14 protein-coding genes are annotated in these 19,601 nt (G+C 44.2%); 3 read left to right on the top strand and 11 right to left on the bottom strand.

Features of this window, described 5'->3' with window-relative positions:
* Window positions 1-207: 207 nt before the first annotated feature.
* Entirely contained in the window at window positions 208-4,101 is a 3,894-nt protein-coding gene (purL, locus tag R7Q39_RS12495; RefSeq protein WP_318076350.1) for a phosphoribosylformylglycinamidine synthase, read from the bottom strand.
* A 299-nt stretch (window positions 4,102-4,400) separates the two neighbouring features.
* Here purL and mltF point away from each other — a divergent pair, with 299 nt between their 5' ends.
* The gene (gene mltF, locus R7Q39_RS12490) at window positions 4,401-5,978 is read left to right on the top strand and encodes a membrane-bound lytic murein transglycosylase MltF (RefSeq protein WP_031777268.1); all 1,578 of its coding nucleotides are present in this window, start codon (window positions 4,401-4,403) and stop codon (window positions 5,976-5,978) included.
* Window positions 5,979-6,566: 588 nt separating this feature from the next.
* Here the strand turns inward: mltF and tadA are convergent.
* The 6 genes from tadA to R7Q39_RS12460 all read right to left on the bottom strand — a co-directional run bounded on the left by tadA (window position 6,567) and on the right by R7Q39_RS12460 (window position 11,990).
* The gene (tadA, locus tag R7Q39_RS12485; protein ID WP_170894037.1) at window positions 6,567-7,115 is read right to left on the bottom strand and encodes a tRNA adenosine(34) deaminase TadA; all 549 of its coding nucleotides are present in this window, start codon (window positions 7,113-7,115) and stop codon (window positions 6,567-6,569) included.
* Window positions 7,116-7,327: 212 nt separating this feature from the next.
* On the bottom strand, window positions 7,328-8,887 hold the full coding sequence (locus R7Q39_RS12480) for an AbgT family transporter (protein ID WP_017635695.1): 1,560 nt from the start codon (window positions 8,885-8,887) through the stop codon (window positions 7,328-7,330).
* 288 nt (window positions 8,888-9,175) lie between these two features.
* Entirely contained in the window at window positions 9,176-9,586 is a 411-nt protein-coding gene (locus R7Q39_RS12475) for a prepilin-type N-terminal cleavage/methylation domain-containing protein (protein ID WP_031780848.1), read from the bottom strand.
* Window positions 9,576-10,886 (bottom strand): hypothetical protein, encoded by a 1,311-nt coding sequence (locus R7Q39_RS12470; protein ID WP_064369023.1) that lies wholly within the window; start codon window positions 10,884-10,886, stop codon window positions 9,576-9,578. Before R7Q39_RS12470 ends, R7Q39_RS12475 begins: the two co-directional genes overlap by 11 nt.
* Window positions 10,883-11,500 carry a pilus assembly protein PilW gene (locus tag R7Q39_RS12465; RefSeq protein ID WP_318076349.1) on the bottom strand — a complete coding sequence of 206 codons (618 nt, stop codon included), beginning with the start codon at window positions 11,498-11,500 and terminating at the stop codon, window positions 10,883-10,885. Before R7Q39_RS12465 ends, R7Q39_RS12470 begins: the two co-directional genes overlap by 4 nt.
* Window positions 11,481-11,990 (bottom strand): GspH/FimT family pseudopilin, encoded by a 510-nt coding sequence (locus R7Q39_RS12460; protein WP_064369022.1) that lies wholly within the window; start codon window positions 11,988-11,990, stop codon window positions 11,481-11,483. Before R7Q39_RS12460 ends, R7Q39_RS12465 begins: the two co-directional genes overlap by 20 nt.
* 103 nt (window positions 11,991-12,093) lie before the next feature.
* On the opposite strand from R7Q39_RS12460, the gene R7Q39_RS12455 reads away from it, so the two are divergent.
* Window positions 12,094-12,525 (top strand): type IV pilin protein, encoded by a 432-nt coding sequence (locus tag R7Q39_RS12455; protein ID WP_205391100.1) that lies wholly within the window; start codon window positions 12,094-12,096, stop codon window positions 12,523-12,525.
* 69 nt (window positions 12,526-12,594) lie between these two features.
* Here the strand turns inward: R7Q39_RS12455 and dnaJ are convergent, their stop codons facing one another.
* From dnaJ to grpE, 4 genes are all read right to left on the bottom strand, one after another.
* Entirely contained in the window at window positions 12,595-13,743 is a 1,149-nt protein-coding gene (gene dnaJ, locus R7Q39_RS12450) for a molecular chaperone DnaJ (protein ID WP_005381620.1), read from the bottom strand.
* Between the two features lie 204 nt (window positions 13,744-13,947).
* Window positions 13,948-15,861: a molecular chaperone DnaK gene (gene dnaK, locus R7Q39_RS12445; RefSeq protein ID WP_005381623.1), complete on the bottom strand. Its 1,914-nt coding sequence runs from the start codon at window positions 15,859-15,861 to the stop codon at window positions 13,948-13,950.
* A 347-nt stretch (window positions 15,862-16,208) separates the two neighbouring features.
* Window positions 16,209-17,483: a dicarboxylate/amino acid:cation symporter gene (locus R7Q39_RS12440; protein ID WP_005381625.1), complete on the bottom strand. Its 1,275-nt coding sequence runs from the start codon at window positions 17,481-17,483 to the stop codon at window positions 16,209-16,211.
* A 418-nt stretch (window positions 17,484-17,901) separates the two neighbouring features.
* Entirely contained in the window at window positions 17,902-18,498 is a 597-nt protein-coding gene (gene grpE / locus R7Q39_RS12435) for a nucleotide exchange factor GrpE (protein WP_318076348.1), read from the bottom strand.
* A 146-nt stretch (window positions 18,499-18,644) separates the two neighbouring features.
* On the opposite strand from grpE, the gene nadK reads away from it, so the two are divergent.
* Complete coding sequence (gene nadK, locus R7Q39_RS12430) at window positions 18,645-19,529, top strand: NAD(+) kinase (protein WP_005381631.1); 885 nt, start codon at window positions 18,645-18,647, stop codon at window positions 19,527-19,529.
* Window positions 19,530-19,601: the final 72 nt, after the last annotated feature.

Raw genomic sequence — 19,601 nt, 5'->3', positions numbered from 1 at the left:
CTTGGTAAGCGCGGTATTAGAGCATAAAAGTAATCTAAACGCTGCAAGTTTTTTACGCTAGATAATAGATGACAAAGAAGAGGCAGAACAAAGCAACGTTTCGCCAAGTCACTAGAAAGAGCGACGAAGAAAAAAGAGTGATAAGAAAAAAGAAAGCGCTGGTCTCTCAACCAACGCTTTACTTAAGCTAGATTAACTTTTGGTTAATTAACCAATATTCTTACGGGCATTTTGGAACATACGCATCCAAGCGCCATTTTCACCCCAACCTTCCGGAGCCCAAGAATTTGCAACTGTGCGGAATACGCGCTCTGGGTGAGGCATCATGATAGTTACGCGACCGTCTGCTGTTGTTAAACCAGTAATCGCGTTTGGCGAACCATTCGGGTTGTTCGGGTATTGTTGTGTTGGGTTACCGAGGTTATCCACGTAACGAATCGCAACCGTACCTGATGCTTCAATCGCTGCTAGGTGCTCTGCATCACGTACTTCTACACGCCCTTCACCGTGGGAAACCGCGATTGGCATACGCGAACCAGCCATGCCGTCGAAGAATACAGAATCAGATTTCTGAACTTCAACTAGACTAAAGCGCGCTTCAAAACGCTCAGATTCGTTGCGCACAAAACGTGGCCACAAGTCTGCACCTGGGATCAGCTCTTTCAGGTTTGATAGCATCTGACAACCGTTACATACACCTAAAGAGAACGTCTCTTCACGGTTGAAGAAGGCTTGGAACTGTTCACGAGCTTGTGCGTTAAACAGGATAGACTTAGCCCAACCTTCACCCGCACCTAATACGTCGCCGTAAGAGAAGCCACCACAAGCTACTAGGCCATGGTATTCATCCAGTACCGCTTGGCCCGTTAGGATATCGCTCATATGGATGTCGGTTGCTTCAAAACCAGCTCTGTCAAACGCTGCTGCCATTTCGACGTGGGAGTTAACGCCCTGCTCACGTAGAATTGCCATCTTAGGTTTAGCACCTTTCGCAATGTACGGTGCTGCAACGTCTTCATTTACGTCGAAGCTGAGCTTAACGTTTAGACCAGGGTCAGAGTTGTCTTTCTTAGCTTCGTGCTCTTGGTCTGCACACGCTGGGTTATCACGTAGACCTTGCATCTTATGCGTTGTTTCAGCCCAGATAACGCGTAGTTCGGTACGTGAACGTTCAAGTACAACTGCATCACCAGAAGTGATAACAAAGTCGTCTGAAGCTTCAACAGAACCAATCACATGTGAGCATGCCTCTAAGCCGTTTGCCGCCAGAGTAGATAGAACTGAATCTAGATCATCATTCTTAACTTGAACAACCGCACCTAGCTCTTCGTTAAATAGAACGGCTAGCGCATCATCACCCAGCTCTGCGATGTTCGCTTTTACGCCACAGTGACCCGCGAACGCCATCTCAGCCAGTGTAACAAAAAGACCGCCGTCGCCTTTATCGTGGTAAGCCACTAGCTTGTCATCACGTACTAACGCTTGCATTGCATCAAAGAAGCCTTTTAGCTGCTCTGCATTATCTACGTCAGCAGGTTTGTCACCCAGCTGTTTGTATACTTGTGCCAATGCTGTCGCACCTAAGCGGTTTTTGCCGTTACCCAAGTCAACAAGAACTAGAGAAGTCTTTCCGTTGTCAGTGCGTAGTTGTGGAGTCACGGTCTTACGTACGTCTTCCACACGACCAAATGCCGTGATAACTAACGACAGTGGAGAAGTGACTTCTTTGCTCTCGCCGTTTTCTTCCCACTTGGTTTTCATCGACATGGAGTCTTTACCAACTGGGATAGTCAAACCTAAAGCAGGACACAGTTCTTCACCAACCGCTTTCACTGCTTCGTAAAGACCCGCATCTTCACCTGGGTGACCCGCTGGAGACATCCAGTTCGCAGACAGTTTAATGTGTTTAATATCACCGATGTCTGTTGCCGCAATGTTCGTTAGTGACTCACCAACGGCTAGGCGAGCCGATGCTCCAAAGTCTAGTAATGCCACTGGCGTGCGCTCACCCATCGACATTGCTTCGCCATGGTAAGTGTCGTAGCTTGCCGCTGTTACTGCGCAGTTTGCTACTGGTACCTGCCAAGGACCAACCATTTGATCACGAGCAACCAGACCCGTTACTGTTCGGTCACCGATAGTAATTAGGAATGTTTTTTCTGCAACAGCAGGAAGACGAAGTACGCGATCCACCGCTTCATTAAGCTCAATACCATCACGAACAATGGCAGGGCTTTCCACTTTTAGTGTGGTTGCGTCACGGTGCATCTTCGGTGGCTTACCAAGCAGGATATCCATTGGCATATCGATTGGCGTATTGTCGAAGTGAGAATCTTCTAGCGTTAGATGACGCTCTTCTGTCGCCACACCCACCACTGCATACGGTGCGCGTTCACGCTTACAGATGGCGTCGAATGCTTCCATGTTTTCTGGCGCTACCGCTAGAACGTAACGTTCCTGTGATTCGTTACACCAGATTTCCAGTGGGCTCATGCCCGGCTCATCGTTTGGTACATCGCGTAATTGGAACTTACCGCCACGCTCACCGTCGTCGACAAGTTCAGGCAATGCGTTAGAGATACCGCCTGCACCCACATCGTGGATAAATGCGATTGGGTTATCGTCGCCTAACTGCCAACAACGGTCGATCACTTCCTGACAGCGACGTTCCATCTCTGGGTTTTCACGCTGTACCGAAGCGAAGTCCAGATCTTCTGCTGACTGACCAGATGCCATGGAAGATGCCGCACCACCACCAAGACCGATGTTCATTGCCGGACCACCAAGTACGATTAGGCTCGCACCTACAGGGATCTCTTTCTTCTGTACGTGTTCATCGCGGATGTTACCCATACCACCAGCAATCATGATTGGTTTGTGGTAACCACGAATTTCTTCACCCGCATGAGAAGTGACTTTTTCTTCGTAAGTACGGAAGTAACCCAATAGATTTGGACGACCAAATTCGTTGTTGAATGCCGCGCCGCCAAGAGGACCTTCAAGCATGATGTCTAACGCATTCACAATACGACCCGGCTTGCCGAAGTCGGTTTCCCATGGCTGTTCAAAACCAGGAATACGTAAGTTAGAGGTTGTAAAACCAACCAGACCCGCTTTTGGCTTACCGCCGATACCCGTCGCGCCTTCGTCACGAATTTCACCGCCTGAGCCAGTCGATGCGCCCGGCCACGGAGAGATTGCCGTTGGGTGGTTGTGCGTTTCTACCTTCATCAAGATGTGCGTATCTTCATGGTGGTACGTGTATTGACGAGATTTAGGGTCAGGGAAAAAACGCCCCGCTTTAGAACCTGTCATAACGGCTGCGTTGTCTTTGTATGCAGACAGCACATAGTCAGGTGTCGTTTCAAAAGTGTTTTTGATCATTTTGAACAAAGACTTAGGTTGATCTACCCCGTCGATAGTCCAATCTGCGTTAAAAATTTTGTGGCGACAATGCTCTGAGTTCGCCTGAGCAAACATCATCAATTCAATGTCGTTTGGGTTACGCCCAAGCTTAGTAAAGTTCTCTACCAAGTAATCAATTTCATCTTCTGCGAGTGCCAAGCCAAGGGAAACGTTTGCCTCTTCAAGCGCAAGACGACCGCCAGCTAAGATATCAACATGTGCGACAGGCTTAGGCTCTGCAACAGTAAATAATGCTGATGCGGCTTCAAATTCTGTGAATACTGTTTCCATCATACGGTCGTGAATTAACGCTTTAACAGCGTCAGCTTGAGCTTCTGATAGAACAACTGAAGATTCGACATAATAAGCCGTACCACGCTCTAGACGTTTCACTTTATCCAGACCACAGTTAACAGCGATATCGGTAGATTTAGAAGACCAAGGCGAGATAGTGCCAGGACGAGGCGTGACAAGAAGTAGAAGACCTTCAGGCTCATGCTCTTCGATGGTTGGGCCGTAAGTTAGTAACTTTTCAAGTTTTTCTAACTCTTGGTCATCAAGGTCTGACTTTAGATCGGCAAAGTGCATAAACTCGGCATAAATGCCAGTTACAGGCAGATCTTGTTCACGACAAAGTTCCAGTAGTTTATTAACACGAAACTCAGAAAGAGCTGGGGAGCCACGCAAAATTCTCATGTGCTTAGGTCTCTTATGCAATTGATTAAGGTGATATTGGAATAAATTCAGACACTTAAAATAAGCCCTGTCGAACCTATGCCGATTCCACCTCGTCATTGCGAGCGCATTATATAGTAATTGTTTTTGTGATGTAACACCAAAAGCAACCGTTTGCGTCATTTTTTTTGTCAAATTTGAATTACAACTAAAATGTCGATAAAACACACAATGTCACGTTATAAGTGTGTGATTCACTTTGCCCCATGAGCTCGCTTTGATATAAAGGCAAATAGAAATTTTCCAAGATGTACCTATTAATGCAAATAAGTCACTTCAACCGGCTCAAGCGCAGTGCTCTAATTTTAGTTTCTGTTCTTTTACTCTCTGCTTGCCAGATTGAGTCGGAGCCCAAAAGTGAATTTGAAAAAATTCAAGAACGTGGTGTGCTTCGTGTTGGCACGCTAAACAATCAGCTTTCCTACTACATAGGTCCCGATGGTCCCGCAGGGTTGGATTACGAATTGGCGCGTCAGTTTGCGGAGCAGCTCGGCGTCAAACTCGAGATTAAACCAGCCTTTCGCCAGGCTGAGCTTTTTCCTGCTCTTAAGAAAGGAGATATCGATATCATCGCTACGGGTTTAAATCAAACGTCACAAGCAGTCAAACGATTTAGACCAGGCCCTGCCTATTATTATGTAAGCCAACAAGTGGTATATAAAAAAGGGCAACTTCGACCACGTGATATCGAACAACTCATTGAATACCAAGCCTCGAAAGACGACGAGTCCGACGAAGATACAAATGCAGGCGCTCAAACATTAAAGATCGTTGAACAATCGCAATATGTTCCGACCCTAACAGCGTTAAAGAAGCAGTATCCAGAACTTCAGTTTGAAATTGTTGGTGATGCTGACACGAGAGACTTACTCAAATACGTATCGACGGGTGAGTTACGTTTTACTGTGACTGATTCGGTGGAACTTTCCCTTGCTCAACGCCTTTACCCCGATCTTGCGCTCGCGTTTGAACTTACAGAAGATCAACCAGTATCTTGGTTTACTCGACGCTCTGAAGACGAAAGTTTGTATGCGATGCTGATAGAGTTTTTCGGTAACATCAAACAATCAGGAGAACTGTCCACCCTCGAAGAAAAGTACATTGGTCATATTGAAGCATTTGACTACGTTGATACTCGCGCATTCATTCGAGCTCTGGATGACAAATTGCCTAAATGGGCACCTTTATTCCAAAAATACAGCGAAGAGTTCGACTGGCGCTTAATTGCAGCATTGGCTTATCAAGAGTCACATTGGAAACCAACAGCAAAATCGCCAACGGGTGTTAGGGGGATGATGATGCTTACTCTGCCAACAGCGAAAAGCGTCGGGGTAACAAACCGTTTAGACCCTGAGCAATCTGTTCGTGGTGGTGTCGAGTACTTACGTCGCATTGTAGGTCGCGTGCCTGATAGCATCAACGAGCATGAAAAAATATGGTTTGCGTTAGCTTCATACAATATTGGTTACGGCCACATGATGGACGCACGACGACTCACCAAAGCACAAGGTGGCGATCCGAACGCTTGGGCCGATGTAAAAGATAGGCTGCCTTTACTGCGTCAGAAGCGCTATTACAGCCAAACTCGCTATGGGTACGCCAGAGGCGATGAAGCGCGTAATTACGTAGAAAATATTCGACGTTACTACCAATCCATCATTGGTCATGTCAGCCAACAGCCAGCGATTGATGAGAATAGCGATGACTTGCAAGTGATTCCGCCGCTCAACCCCGACATTTTGATATCGGGCGCAGTAGAGACCGTCGTAGAACAAGTCTCTGGCGCTTCTGACGTCACGGTTGAAGAAGACACCGAACAAGAAAGCATTGAAGAATAAACCCGCGGTAAACTAAAAAATGACGAGCCTATGAAGCTCGTCATTTTTGTTGAGTCCTAACGAAAACTTATCTAGACTCCAATATTCTGAGTGACACCAACCACACTCAACCATTCCTTTGGTTGGTCGCCTTTTCTTCATCGTTAGTAAAACTGATTGCTTTGTAACAGATTACTTTACAACCACATGGTTTAGCTCACTTGATGAAGCGGCACTTTCGGCTACACTCTGCCGAAATAACGTCACTCCTATTATTAAGCATCGTATTGAAATTGTTTGCTGGCTCTGTGCAATGCAGAAGTCAAATGAAGAACGTTTAAACCATACAATGTTTAGTGCGATTATCGAGCCTATTGCCAAGCATCGATGAGCCGCGCTTTACTGGTATAAGTCTTGTCTGCAGGAGGTTTTGAATATGAGAAGACGTAGAGTGCAGTCAAAGCGTTTAAATAACACAGTAGCTGCTATCCGACGTAAACGTAAACTGACATGTATGAAAAAGAAAGTAAGTTCACGTAATCGTGTTTTTGTACATTTAGTCAATCACTAGTGCGTCCAAGCAAACATCTACCACGTTGTAGGTGTTTGCTAGCCCTCACTACTCCCACTACCTTGCTCGCTCTCTCCATTTTCTAATGCTTTTTGTGCTTGCTTCTTCGCTTTAATTTCCTTTCGGCGACGCTTAAAAAACGCTTGTAGCTGAGTGCGGCACTCATCTTCTAGCAGCCCCTTTTCAACTAAGGCGTAATGGTAAGCGGCTTGACTTTCAAACAAATTAAGCACAGTTCCTGCTGCTCCAGCTTTTAAATCTGGCGCTCCAAAAACAACCCGCTTAACGCGGCTATGCAATAAGGCTCCGGCACACATTGGGCATGGCTCAAGTGTTACATATAACGTCGTATCCAGAAGGCGGTAATTTTCTAGCTTTTGGCCTGCTTTACGCAGCGTTTGGATCTCAGCATGTGCGGTAGCGTCATTAGTACCAATAGAGCGATTCCACCCCTCAGCGATAATTTCACCATCTTTGACAAGCACTGCGCCAACAGGTACTTCCCCCTCAGCTTCTGCTTGCTCAGCAAGCTCCATCGCTCTGCGCATAAACAATTCATCTTGAGGGGAAAACGGATGGTTAGACAAAGGAGGCTCCAAAGAAACAAAAAACGATTGAAGTCAGGAATTTTATCACCAACTTCGGTTTCACTACAGCAACACATCACGGGACAAAGTCTGCAACTCCAAAAAACTAGTTACAAGACCTATCGATGTTCGTTTTACGAGAACAAAAAAACGCAGATCGAAGACCTGCGCTTTTTGGCTGCCAATTAGCGGCTTTCACACCCTACACGTTTTTACATTGTGTAAGTGTAAGGAGCTTGAATGCCTAGCGGGATACCTACCATCCAATAAGCAACTAGGAAGATAGACCAACCGATCAGCATTGCGATCGAGAATGGCATCATTAGTGACGCAAGCGTACCGATACCAGCAGACTTCACATAACGCTGACAGTAAACCACAACAAGAGGGAAAAATACCATTAGAGGCGAAATGATGTTCGATACAGAGTCACCCACACGGTAAGCCGCCTGAGACAGCTCAGGCGAGATACCAACCGCCATTAGCATTGGCACTAGGATTGGACCAATTAAAGCCCATTTTGCCGATGCCGAACCAATAAGTAGGTTTACAGACGCGGTTAGAAGGATCATACCGATGATGGTCACTTCACCTGGTAGGTTCATCGCTTTTAAGCCTTCTGCGCCATACAACGCTAGCATCGTACCGATGTTTGACTGAGCAAATGCAGATAGGAACTGAGCACAGAAGAACGACATAACAATGTATGCGCCCATGGTTGACATAGTATCAGCCATCGCTTTGATAATGTCGTTGCTGGTCTTGAACGTTCCAGACACTTTACCGTAAACGTAACCAGGAATGATAAACAGAATAAAGATCAACGGCACGATAGACTTCATTATCGGTGCTGAGAAGGCAGTAATTTCACCTTCAGGCGAGCGAAGTGCTGATGTTTCTGGAATTAACGCTGCAACAAGTAAAGCAATACCCGCCATCATTGCCCAACCTGCATAACGGAATGCTTTTGATTCCAGTTCAGTAAATGAACCTAGGTTTGGCGCGGTTTCCGCATCATCATCAATTGGCATTTTTGATAAACGAGGCTCGATAATTTTCTCTGTCACGTACCAACCAATCCCCACAATAATGATAGAGGATAGGCCAGTGAAGAAGATGTTCGCTAATGGGTTAACCACGTATTCAGGATCAAGAACCTGCGCCGCAGTTTGCGTAAAGCCTGCTAGTAGTGGATCGATACCTGAAGGGATAAAGTTTGCAGAGAAGCCACCAGATACACCTGCAAATGCTGCCGCAATACCTGCTAAAGGGTGACGACCTGCCGCATGGAAGATAATACCGCCAAGAGGAATAACCAGAACATAGCCTGCATCTGCCGCAGTATGCGATACAATGGCAACCAAAATAAGCATTGGAGTAAGAAGCTTAGCTGGCGTGAAGTTCAGCATCTTCTTAAGACCCGTCGTAATAAAGCCCGAAGAATCTGCAACACCCACACCTAGCATTGCGACAAGTACGATACCCAGTGGCGCAAAACCAGTAAACGTCGTCACCATGTTAGCAAGGAAACTTGCTAGCGCTTCGCCCGTAAGTAAGTTGGTGATAGTAAGAGCTTCGCCCGTTCGAGGGTTTGGAAGATCGAATGATACATTCGACAAAAGTGCTGACGCCGCCCAAGTAATGATCAATGCCCAGAAGAACAAAATCGCAGGATCAGGAATTTTGTTACCTGTCCTCTCGATAAAGTTTAAAAAGCGCTCCATCCCGCTCGGCTTCGATGATGGTGCCTTATTTACAGCTTGGTTACTCATGGTAACTCCATAGTGAATGATGTTGGTGCCAAGGCCTATTTGAATAATTATAACGACCTACTATCCAACGAGTATTCTAGTAAACACTAATGGGGAAAGCACAAGGTTCTAGATTTTTTTTCATAATTGGAGACATATTTTGCAAAAACACCACTTCAATTAAACATAATAAAAACAGTAGCACATCAACTCAATTAACAGTTCAAAAACTATTTATTAACCGTGACAAATCCGGTATTAAACAGGAATTACACCCGCATTTGTCCCAGCCCATGTATGCAATTGAACTTAGTTTTCGAATTCACTGTATTGTGAGATCATCGTTTTAAGCTGAACGGATTGCGTCTGCCCCATTCTATCTTCCCAACTTGTTGTGATGATGATCGTCTTTAGTGAACCTGATACAGTAGCAGGTGGCACATCCCACTCCACCGTGTACGCTCCAGTGGCGGAAGATCCTGTCACGATAGAGGCAAAACTGGCAGTAGAAATCGTAGAAAGCGCATCCGAAGCACCACGCGTTCGGAACCATTCAAGCTGGTTCTCTGTTAGACGCAGTGCTTCAATACTTTTTATGGCATATTCGGATTCGCGTTCTAGATACACGTTTAGCTTAGTTAAACCTAGAGCCCCAACACCGATAAGCAGAAAAGAAATTAGAACTTCAAGAAGGTTAAAACCTTTTTGTTTAGAGATCATTCCAGGAGCCTCGCTGCCACTTTAGTTTCTCAATGTACTTGCCGCTCTTTCCACCATTGTAGGCAGGTATCAAAGATCCATTTAATTTTATAGTTCTATCTTCTGCATCTAACCCTATCCCGCCATCAAGCTTCAATGAACCATCTAGCAAAAAAGCATATTTATTAAAGTCATTATTAATATCATGCTTGTGAAAAGAAGTAGGGGTTACACCTATATCATTTTTTGAATCAAAAAGATCAATCCATATTTCTTTAACATCCAACACAGTTGGCTTTGAAAGGTATTGGTAAAGAAGTCCATCAAAATAACTCATACTTTGACTGTAGAGAACACCATCATAAATAATAAGCTGAATAGCATTATCTACAGGCTGAGTAGTAGAACCAAAAATATTTCCTGATATTGCGCAACTGCCATCGACCCAAAACCTTCGTTTTCCAGCAGCGTAAGCATTAGCTAACTTAGTATGGCATGACTTAACCCAACCTTTAGGTGTCTTACCGCTAGCAATTACAACGCCAACAGGATCCGCTTTAATCTCGTTTTTGAGTTTTGCTACGTTAACTGCGTTGAAATCCATAGTGAATAAGTCTTTGAAAACCGAAATATTTGCAACATTTTCTTTGATATCTTCATTTTTATTCGAAGTGCTAGTAGTAGCTAGGTAGGTTGGACGTTTGGTTTCTTCAAATAAATTGGATTTGTGCGAATTCTTACAAGTAAAGCTAGGAGCCCCTAAAATCCCAGTAGCATGACTACTGACTGAACTGTCCACCGTCAGAAAGTGCTCATCAGAACCACTTACACTTGCTACATAACTCACGGTTCCACCAGCAATAATAGATGTACACTCACTGTCAGACGACAAACCTTTTGCTTTAGGGACAAAGTGCATTGAGCCAGTAAGCTCTACCGACGCACTCGTTTTTAGTACAGCACCAAGGCCGTTCCCTGTCGAAATTATCACTTTACTTAAATTTGTATTTCCCTCTTTAGATGTAACCAAATATTCATAATCGCTGAGCTTTTTTATCGTAGTAGATACTGTACAGCCTAGTAAAGTAATTGTTCCGGAAGGAGGAAGAACTAACATCTTCTCCTTTATTTGTGCAAAAGCACATTCCAGTCCTCCTTCAGCCTTCCAATGTTCTTGTCGAGCTTTTAGTTCATTCTGAGCCACTTTTAATTGAAAAAATACTCCCTTTGATGATGCGAGAGATGTAATCAAAGCAAACAATAATAGTATGGATGTTACTAACAACGTCGTGTACCCAGAACATCCAAATTTAGATCTCATTGCCAATTCCTTTGCTTAATTGAAAATTCTGCAACTTGATTAATTACGCCATCTACAGTTTGTAAAGCCAAAGTAACATCCGTTACAGCGCTAATATTTGTGCCATTCGTTACGACATCAGAATTTACTGTAAAACTCGTCACTTGAAAAATATCTTCATCAAATAAAGAACGACAAAAATCCACACCATCAAAAGACAGTATTTTGGTTTGGGATACTACGCCATTTTCACAGATTACAAGTTTGCTATCTCGCTTCTCATACTTAATATTTCTATAGTTTTTATTTAGCGGAGAGTCATCTCTAAAATAAACAAAACCAATAGAAGATGCACCACTGATTGTAACTGTTTCCAAGGCTCCGGATAATTTAAGAGACATACCATGACCACCATCATAACCAGCCCTTTGAATATCTTCTTTCATAACAGATAAAGTGATATTAAGACTTTGCAATAAATTTAGCTCTAAGCTTTTTTCTTTTGCTGTTTTTTGTAAACTCAAGAATATAGAGCCCACTACACTAAGAACAATTAACCCAATTAAAGAACTAATCATTAATTCAATTAAAGAGCTACCTATTTGATAGCGTTTGTTAGCACTGACGGTAATCATATAACTTAGTTCCAGAGTTACTACAAATCTTAATCCTCCCAGGAGGGTTTGAGATCTTTGCTTGTAGTTTTATGTTTTGAGCATTGGTTGGGAAAAACTCTATATTTCCTCCTTGGGGCCGTCCACGGACCTCATCGAAGCTTATTTTTTGATTATCGTAACTGTGCTTCAAAGATAATTCAGAGTATGCGGAGCCGGAAAGGTTTAAGATTACTCCCCCTGAGCCGCTAGATGAGTTAGTTAACTGTAGAGACCATGCACCTTGACTGACAACGACGTTTTTAGCCATAGAGAAATGAATATATAACTTTTGATTTCTCATTACCGCCTCGGACTTACTTTGGCTTAGAAAACCAGCTAATTCAGTTGCTAATCGCTGCATTTGCACAGTTTGTGAAACACGGCTAAAGCTTGGAGCTGCAAACGCCAATATAATACTCAGTACAGCAACAGTAATAAGAAGCTCCAACAACGTAAACCCGCGAGGCATTTCCCAAATTCCTATGTAAACGGCAAAAGGGCCGTAATTCATCTTGCACAGATGCTATCACCTGCCAAAAATAGGCGGAAAAGTGAAAAGGAAACTACTCGTGATGATTCGAATTTCTCGTTGTAACGGCTACAAAAAAGGATTGAGAGGGATGACATTGATCGAATTACTGATAGCTGTCGTGATTGTCGGGATCATTGCTGCGATCGCCTACCCTTCTTACACTAATCATGTAATCAAGTCTCATAGGACGGTTGCCTTGAGCGATCTTAATCGAATTCAGCTAGAGCTAGAGACATCTTATGATGGTGGGTACGACTGGAGTCATATTCTCTCTGGAGGCACATGCACTCTATGTGACTCAGACACAAATAGATTTTCTTTCGATATTGCGAGCTCTGCAAGTACGGCCTATACCATTACAGCAACAGCAAAATCGTCTCTGGGACAAGACGACGACGAGTGCTTGACTGGTTCTAAAACGATTACTTTAACGTCAACAAATGTCGAAGAACCAAGTGATTGCTGGAATTAGGAAGAACACCGAGATGCAAAAAGGCCTGCATTTTAGCAGGCCTTTGTATTTGTGCTTTTCACTAACGTCTTAGCTGGTTAAATCATCAAAGAACTTTTTCACACCGTTGAAAAAGCCTTCTGATTTAGGCTTGTGCTTTGTCGCCGCTTCACCACCACAAGACTCTTCAAACTCTTTGAGCAGTTCTTTTTGGCGTGAGCTTAGGTTTACTGGTGTTTCAACAACCAACTTAACAATAAGATCACCAACACCGCCACCGCGAACGCCTTTCACACCTTTACCACGCATACGGAACATACGACCTGTTTGCGTTTCTGAAGGCACTTTTAGGCTTACGCGACCATCTAGGGTTGGTACTTCAACTTCACCACCTAGAGCTGCCATCGCAAAGCTTACTGGCACTTCACAGTATAGGTTGTTGCCATCACGCTCGAAGATATGGTGCTCTTTCACGTGCACTTGTACATACAAGTCGCCAGCAGGTGCTCCCATTTCTCCCGCTTCACCTTCGCCAGATAGACGAATACGGTCGCCAGTATCAACACCTGCAGGGATCTTAACATTAAGTGTTTTTGTTTTCTGCTTACGACCTTGACCATGACACTCATTACAAGGGTCTTTAATGATTTTACCTTTACCGTGACAGGTAGGACAGGTTTGCTGCACTGCGAAGAAGCCTTGGCGCATCTGTACTTGACCATGACCATGACAGGTACCACATGTTTCAGCAGATGAACCTTTCTTCGCGCCACTACCATCACAAGTATCACAGTGTACTAGTGTCGGTACTTCGATCTCCTTCGTTACACCACGAACCGCTTCTTCTAGCGTCAATTCCATGTTGTAACGTAGGTCAGCACCTCGCTGGGCACGGTGGCCACCACCGCCACGACGACCACCACCAAAGATGTCACCGAATACATCGCCAAAGATGTCGCCGAAATCAGCACCGCCGCCGCCAAAGCCGCCGCCACCGAAACCACCGCCGCCTTGTTCAAAAGCAGCATGACCGTATTGGTCGTACGCCGCTTTCTTTTGAGGGTCGGTCAGAACTTCGTACGCTTCTTTTACTTCTTTAAACTTGTCCGCCGCAGAATCATCACCCTGGTTTCGGTCTGGGTGGAATTTCATCGCTAGACGCTTATACGCCTTTTTGATATCGCGCTCTGAGGCATCACGGCTTACGCCTAATACTTCGTAAAAATCACGTTTTGACATGTTCTTCGTCACCAGTTAATTACTACAAACGGCATCGATTCACCGCTTGGTGTTTGTATCGTTCTAGGTAAGTGCACTTGTCTGCAACATACTTAACTAGAAAGACAGCGTTTACAAACAGACGGGCGTAAGAGTTGCCCCAAACGCCCGCACACGAAGTCTTATCGACCCCAGATGGCTAAGCAGCCATCTGGTTAAGAAATATTATTTCTTGTCGTCTTTAACTTCTTCGAACTCAGCATCTACAACGTCGTCTTCTTTAGACTGTGCACCTGCGTCAGCACCTTGTGCTTGCTGCGCTTGAGCTTGTTGTTGAGCGATTTCCATCAGCTTTTGAGAAGCAGTCATTAGTGCTTGAACTTTAGCATCGATAGCTTCTTTGTCTTCGCCTTTACGTGCTGTTTCTAGCTCAGAAATTGCTGCTTCAATCTTCTCTTTCTCTTCTGCAGGTAGCGCTTCACCAGCTTCTTCTACTTGCTTACGAGTACCGTGAATCATTTGGTCAGCTTGGTTACGTGCAGTCGCTAGCTCTTCGAACTTCTTGTCCGCTTCTTTGTTAGCTTCTGCTTCTTGAACCATTTTCTCGATGTCTTCATCGCTTAGACCGCCAGAAGCTTGGATAGTGATCTTCTGCTCTTTACCAGTCTGCTTGTCTTTCGCAGACACGTGTAGGATACCATCCGCATCAAGGTCAAAAGTAACCTCGATTTGTGGCATACCACGTGGTGCAGGCTGGATGCCTTCTAGGTTAAATTGGCCTAGAGACTTGTTGTACATCGCTTGCTTACGCTCACCTTGTAGAACGTGGATAGTTACCGCGCTCTGGTTGTCTTCCGCTGTAGAGAAAACTTGGTTCGCTTTAGTTGGGATAGTTGTGTTCTTCTCAACTAACTTAGTCATCACGCCACCCATTGTCTCGATACCTAGAGACAGTGGAGTTACGTCTAGTAGTAGTACGTCTTTAACGTCACCAGCAAGTACACCACCTTGAACTGCAGCACCCATTGCTACTGCTTCGTCAGGGTTTACGTCACGGCGCGCTTCTTTACCAAAGAACTCAGCAACTTTCGCTTGAACCATTGGCATACGAGTCTGACCACCAACTAGGATTACGTCAGTGATGTCGTTTACTGATAGGTCAGCGTCAGCTAGAGCTACTTTTAATGGCTCAAGAGAGCGTTGTACTAGGTCTTCAACTAGAGATTCTAGTTTTGCACGAGTCACTTTAATGTTCATGTGCTTAGGACCAGTTGCATCTGCAGTAACGTAAGGTAGGTTTACGTCTGTTTGAGAAGTAGAAGAAAGCTCGATTTTCGCTTTCTCTGCTGCTTCTTTAACACGCTGCATTGCTAGTGGGTCGTTCTTAAGGTTGATGCCTTGCTCTTTGTTGAACTCATCAACCAAGTAGTTGATTAGACGGTTATCAAAGTCTTCACCACCTAGGTGAGTATCACCGTTAGTTGCTAGAACTTCGAATGTTTTCTCGCCTTCAACTTCATCGATTTCGATGATTGAAATATCGAATGTACCACCACCAAGGTCGTATACCGCGATAGTGCGATCGCCGCCTTTCTTATCAAGACCGTAAGCTAGCGCAGCTGCTGTTGGTTCGTTGATGATACGTTTAACTTCTAGACCTGCGATACGGCCAGCATCTTTTGTCGCTTGACGCTGAGCATCGTTAAAGTAAGCAGGTACTGTGATAACTGCGCCAGTTACTTCCTCACCAAGGAAATCTTCAGCAGTTTTCTTCATTTTCTTAAGAACTTCAGCAGAAACCTGAGGAGCTGCCATTTTTTGGCCTTTCGCTTCTACCCAAGCATCACCGTTGTCAGCCTTAACGATTTTGTAAGGCATGATTTCGATGTCACGCTGAACTTCTTCGTCTTCAAAACGACGACCGATTAGACGCTTAATTGCAAATAGCGTGTTTTCTGGGTTAGTTACTGCTTGACGTTTCGCTGGTTGACCTACTAGCGTCTCACCGTCAGTGTAAGCAATAACCGATGCAGTAGTACGTTCGCCCTCTGCGTTTTCAATTACACGTGGTTTGTCGCCGTCTAATACAGCAACACATGAGTTAGTAGTACCTAAGTCAATACCAATGATTTTACCCATCTGGCTATCTCCGAATAAATTCTATTTTCGTTTGGTTATAACCCCAATGTGGGGGGAGGAGAATCGGGTTTCAACCCTTGCTCACAAACAAAAATAATCAATGTTTGCTTCTCTATGCCACATAGATAAGGGCGGCAAAATGCTTTTCAAGGGCAGAATTAAAAAAAAGCGTCTTTTTTCGAAATTTATGTGTTTCTTTCTGATTAGTTGGGAACTCGTCACACTGCTGTAGCGCAACAAAACGTCATTTCCCAGATAAACTTATTTATGCCCGACTCTTCCTAAATAAAAAACGAGCTCATAAGAGCTCGCTTCAATATTAGGGTTAAAATAAATTATTCAAGGTATTAGGCGTTCGCTTGAGCAGGCTCAGCATCAACACCTTCTTCTTTACCTATCTCACCTTCTGTTTTTGCCACAATGGTGTTCACTGCCGTGTCGCCGACAACGTTAGATGATGTACAGAACATATCATTAATACGGTCGACCGCTGCAATGATTGCCAAACCTTCAGGTGGTAAACCTAGTTGGTGAAGCAAAACGCCTACCATTACCACGCCGCCCCCAGGAACGCCGCCAGCACCAATAGATAACAGAAGAATAGTTAAGCCAAGTGTGAAGATGTCTGCGGTGTTAATTGGCTGGCCAAAAGCGTTCGCAACAAACATCGTTGCTAGAGCAATATAGATAGACACACCAGACATATTCATCGTTGCGCCCAGTGGTACACCGAAGCCAGCAACCGATTTAGAGACCTGAAGCTTTTCTGTCAGTGTGCGCATCGTTACCGGGATAGTCGCGTTTGAGCTCGCGGTAGATAGAGAGAAAAGAATCTGCTCACGAGTTGCACGTAGGAAAGTCTTTGGAGAAGTTCCTGTCGCAATACTCACTGCCATTGGGTAGAAGAAGAAGATCCAGAACACCAACATCGCAACCACCAAAGCCACGTAACCGGCAACGGACATTAATGTATTGGCGTTTAGCGTTGCACCTAGTTGAATCATTAGTGCGAACACACCATATGGTGCAAGACTCATCACTAATCCAACCAATTTCATCATGATTTCATTTGCCATTTTGAATGTGCGAATAGCTGGGCCACCACGAGAATCCAAAGCTTGAATTGCAAGCCCCGTCAAAATTGCCATAAAGATGATTTGCAGCATGTCGCCGCTAGCAAACGCTTGTACAGGATTGCTAGGAACAATGTTAACAACTAAAGAGAAAATGTCCGGCGTCTCTGTCGTTGTCAGCTGTACAGCCTCAGATACCGTTCCTGCTAGATTAGCGCCCGCTCCTGGCTGGAAGATCAAGCCGACAGTCAAAGCCGCCGTAATCGCAATGATGGTGTTAAGAATGTAAAGGGTAAAAGTTTTTCCACCAAGACGACCAAATGCACTGATATCTTTCAAGTCAACAATGCCGCATACGATTGAAACGTAAACTAAAGGAACAACAAGCAATTTGATCAGTGAGACGAACATGCCGCCAACACCTTCTGCTGCTCCAAGTAGGTATGTATCAAAAATCGCAATACCGCTAAATAAGTACTGAATTGCTGTCCCCAGCACAAGGCCGGCAAACAAGCCTATAAAAATCTTACTAGAAAGCGATTTATCCATTATAAATCTCCGATATGTTGTGTTTACTATTTACATTTTTGTAGTTATATATGCTTACTTTTAAAGCATTAGTCGCAAATCATACACACCGAAGTTACAAAATAAAGTGATAATTTACATTTTTGTTAACGAAATTATTTTAGAAAAAATGACTATATTTACATTCCTATGCAGAATAAACATTCACACAGCGAATGATTACAATCACTTATAGTCCTTTCCGTTAATAAACACGCAGCGAGATGAGAGAAAATCTCCTATAGGAAAATAATTAACCAATAGGAAAAAATATGAAGGGGATCAAATTTTCATTTATCGATATACAACGAAGTTCGATGCAGTCATTTATGTTTAAAACAAAAAAGCGCCCATCAAAAATGATGGGCGCTTTTATATTTAAAAAAACAGGGAGTTAAAGTTACTTAGCAACCACTACCATTGCCGGACGAATCACACGACCGTTTAGTTCGTAACCTTTTTGCATAACAAACATAACAGTGTTTGATTCATGATCAGGGCTCTCCTGAATCGACATCGCTTGATGGAACTCTGGATTGAATGCTTCACCTTCAGGGTTGATTGCTTTCAAGCCAAATTTCGCGACAACGTCTACAAACGTTTTATGTGTTAGTTCAACGCCTTCTAGGAACGGCTTCACAGTTTCATTCTCTGTATCTGCCGCTTGAATTGCACGCTCTAGGTTATCAATAACAGGAAGCAGCTCTTCTGCAAACTTGTTCAACGCAAACTTACGTGCTTTATCGATCTCTTGCTCAGTGCGACGACGCATGTTTTCTACTTCAGCTTTAGAACGCAACACCGCATCTTGTTGCTCTTTTACTTTTGCCTCGCTAGACAATAGTGCCGCTTCTAGTTGAGCAATCTTAGCGTCTGTCTCATCACCAAGCTCTTCAAGCTCAGCTTCAACTTCTTGTGCTTCAGCTTCTACTTTTTCAGCCTCTTCGATGATTTGATCAAGCTCTTCTTCTGTAACTTTGTTTTCTTCGTTGCTCATGATATCTCCAGAATTCAACATAATGCCCTTAAAGCCATGCGCGTTTTTGCGGGCTTTAACCACATAAAAATTCGCATATTTAGGTGACTTGCCATTATTATGGGGATGAAGATTCCTGATTCAAGCCTCTTTAATGCGGAAATGCTATGAAAAATCCATGTAACGTGATCGCGATTATCGGAAAACCAAGAGATCAACAAGCAATTCAAACTCATAAAGAGTTGTACCAATGGTTGACCTCTGAGGGCTATAAAGTATTCATTGACGATCGCCTTGCCGCAATACTGGATGATATCCCACAGAGTCAGTTTGCTAGCTTAGTTGAACTAGGAAAAAATGCCGATCTAGCCATTGTGGTTGGTGGCGATGGCAACATGCTAGGTGCAGCAAGAATTTTATCCCGATTTGATGTACCAGTTATAGGCGTGAACCGCGGAAATTTGGGCTTCTTAACTGACTTGAACCCAGACGACTTCCAAGCGTCTCTGCAAGCGGTACTCGACGGTGAGTACATTGAAGAGGAGCGTTTTCTTTTAGAGGCGGAAGTACACCGCCACGGACAAATAAAGAGCCATAACGCTGCGCTAAACGAAGCCGTACTTCACCCAGGGCAAATTGCTCATATGATTGAATTTGAAGTGTATATTGATGAAAGCTTCGCCTTCTCTTTACGGGCCGACGGTTTGATTGTCTCCACTCCGACTGGCTCGACGGCATATTCACTTTCTGGCGGCGGCCCAATTCTTTCTCCTAGCTTGAATGCCATTTCACTCGTGCCAATGTTCCCTCATACATTGTCGAGTCGACCTTTGGTGGTTGATGGAAAACGTCGAATTAAATTGGTGGTATCACCAGAAAACCGTGGAACACAAGAAGTTAGCTGTGATGGACAAGTCTCACTTCCAGTTACCCCTGGCGACGAAATTCACATCTATCAAAGTCCAAATGTACTAAAGCTCATCCATCCAAAAGACTACAGCTACTATCACGTCTTACGGAATAAGCTTGGCTGGTCTAGTAAATTGTTCTAACACTTGTTACTCAGGATAATAACTTCAATAAAAAAGCCAGCAGCTCAATTGCTACTGGCTTTTGGCTTTCTT

Origin of the sequence: Vibrio sp. 947, assembly GCF_033339115.1 — a bacterium.
Classification (GTDB): domain Bacteria; phylum Pseudomonadota; class Gammaproteobacteria; order Enterobacterales; family Vibrionaceae; genus Vibrio; species Vibrio alginolyticus.
Note: the sequence above shows the minus strand (reverse complement) of the source record. Positions and strands in the feature narration are given on the sequence as shown.

Coding starts and splice junctions, on each gene's coding strand:
- purL (WP_318076350.1), bottom strand. CDS start 4,101: ATGAGAATTTTGCGTGGCTCCCCAGCTCTTTCTGAGTTTCGTGTTAAT.
- mltF (WP_031777268.1), top strand. CDS start 4,401: ATGCAAATAAGTCACTTCAACCGGCTCAAGCGCAGTGCTCTAATTTTA.
- R7Q39_RS12480 (WP_017635695.1), bottom strand. CDS start 8,887: ATGAGTAACCAAGCTGTAAATAAGGCACCATCATCGAAGCCGAGCGGG.
- R7Q39_RS12475 (WP_031780848.1), bottom strand. CDS start 9,586: ATGATCTCTAAACAAAAAGGTTTTAACCTTCTTGAAGTTCTAATTTCT.
- R7Q39_RS12470 (WP_064369023.1), bottom strand. CDS start 10,886: ATGAGATCTAAATTTGGATGTTCTGGGTACACGACGTTGTTAGTAACA.
- R7Q39_RS12465 (WP_318076349.1), bottom strand. CDS start 11,500: ATGATTACCGTCAGTGCTAACAAACGCTATCAAATAGGTAGCTCTTTA.
- R7Q39_RS12460 (WP_064369022.1), bottom strand. CDS start 11,990: ATGCCTCGCGGGTTTACGTTGTTGGAGCTTCTTATTACTGTTGCTGTA.
- R7Q39_RS12455 (WP_205391100.1), top strand. CDS start 12,094: ATGATTCGAATTTCTCGTTGTAACGGCTACAAAAAAGGATTGAGAGGG.
- dnaJ (WP_005381620.1), bottom strand. CDS start 13,743: ATGTCAAAACGTGATTTTTACGAAGTATTAGGCGTAAGCCGTGATGCC.
- dnaK (WP_005381623.1), bottom strand. CDS start 15,861: ATGGGTAAAATCATTGGTATTGACTTAGGTACTACTAACTCATGTGTT.
- R7Q39_RS12440 (WP_005381625.1), bottom strand. CDS start 17,483: ATGGATAAATCGCTTTCTAGTAAGATTTTTATAGGCTTGTTTGCCGGC.
- grpE (WP_318076348.1), bottom strand. CDS start 18,498: ATGAGCAACGAAGAAAACAAAGTTACAGAAGAAGAGCTTGATCAAATC.
- nadK (WP_005381631.1), top strand. CDS start 18,645: ATGAAAAATCCATGTAACGTGATCGCGATTATCGGAAAACCAAGAGAT.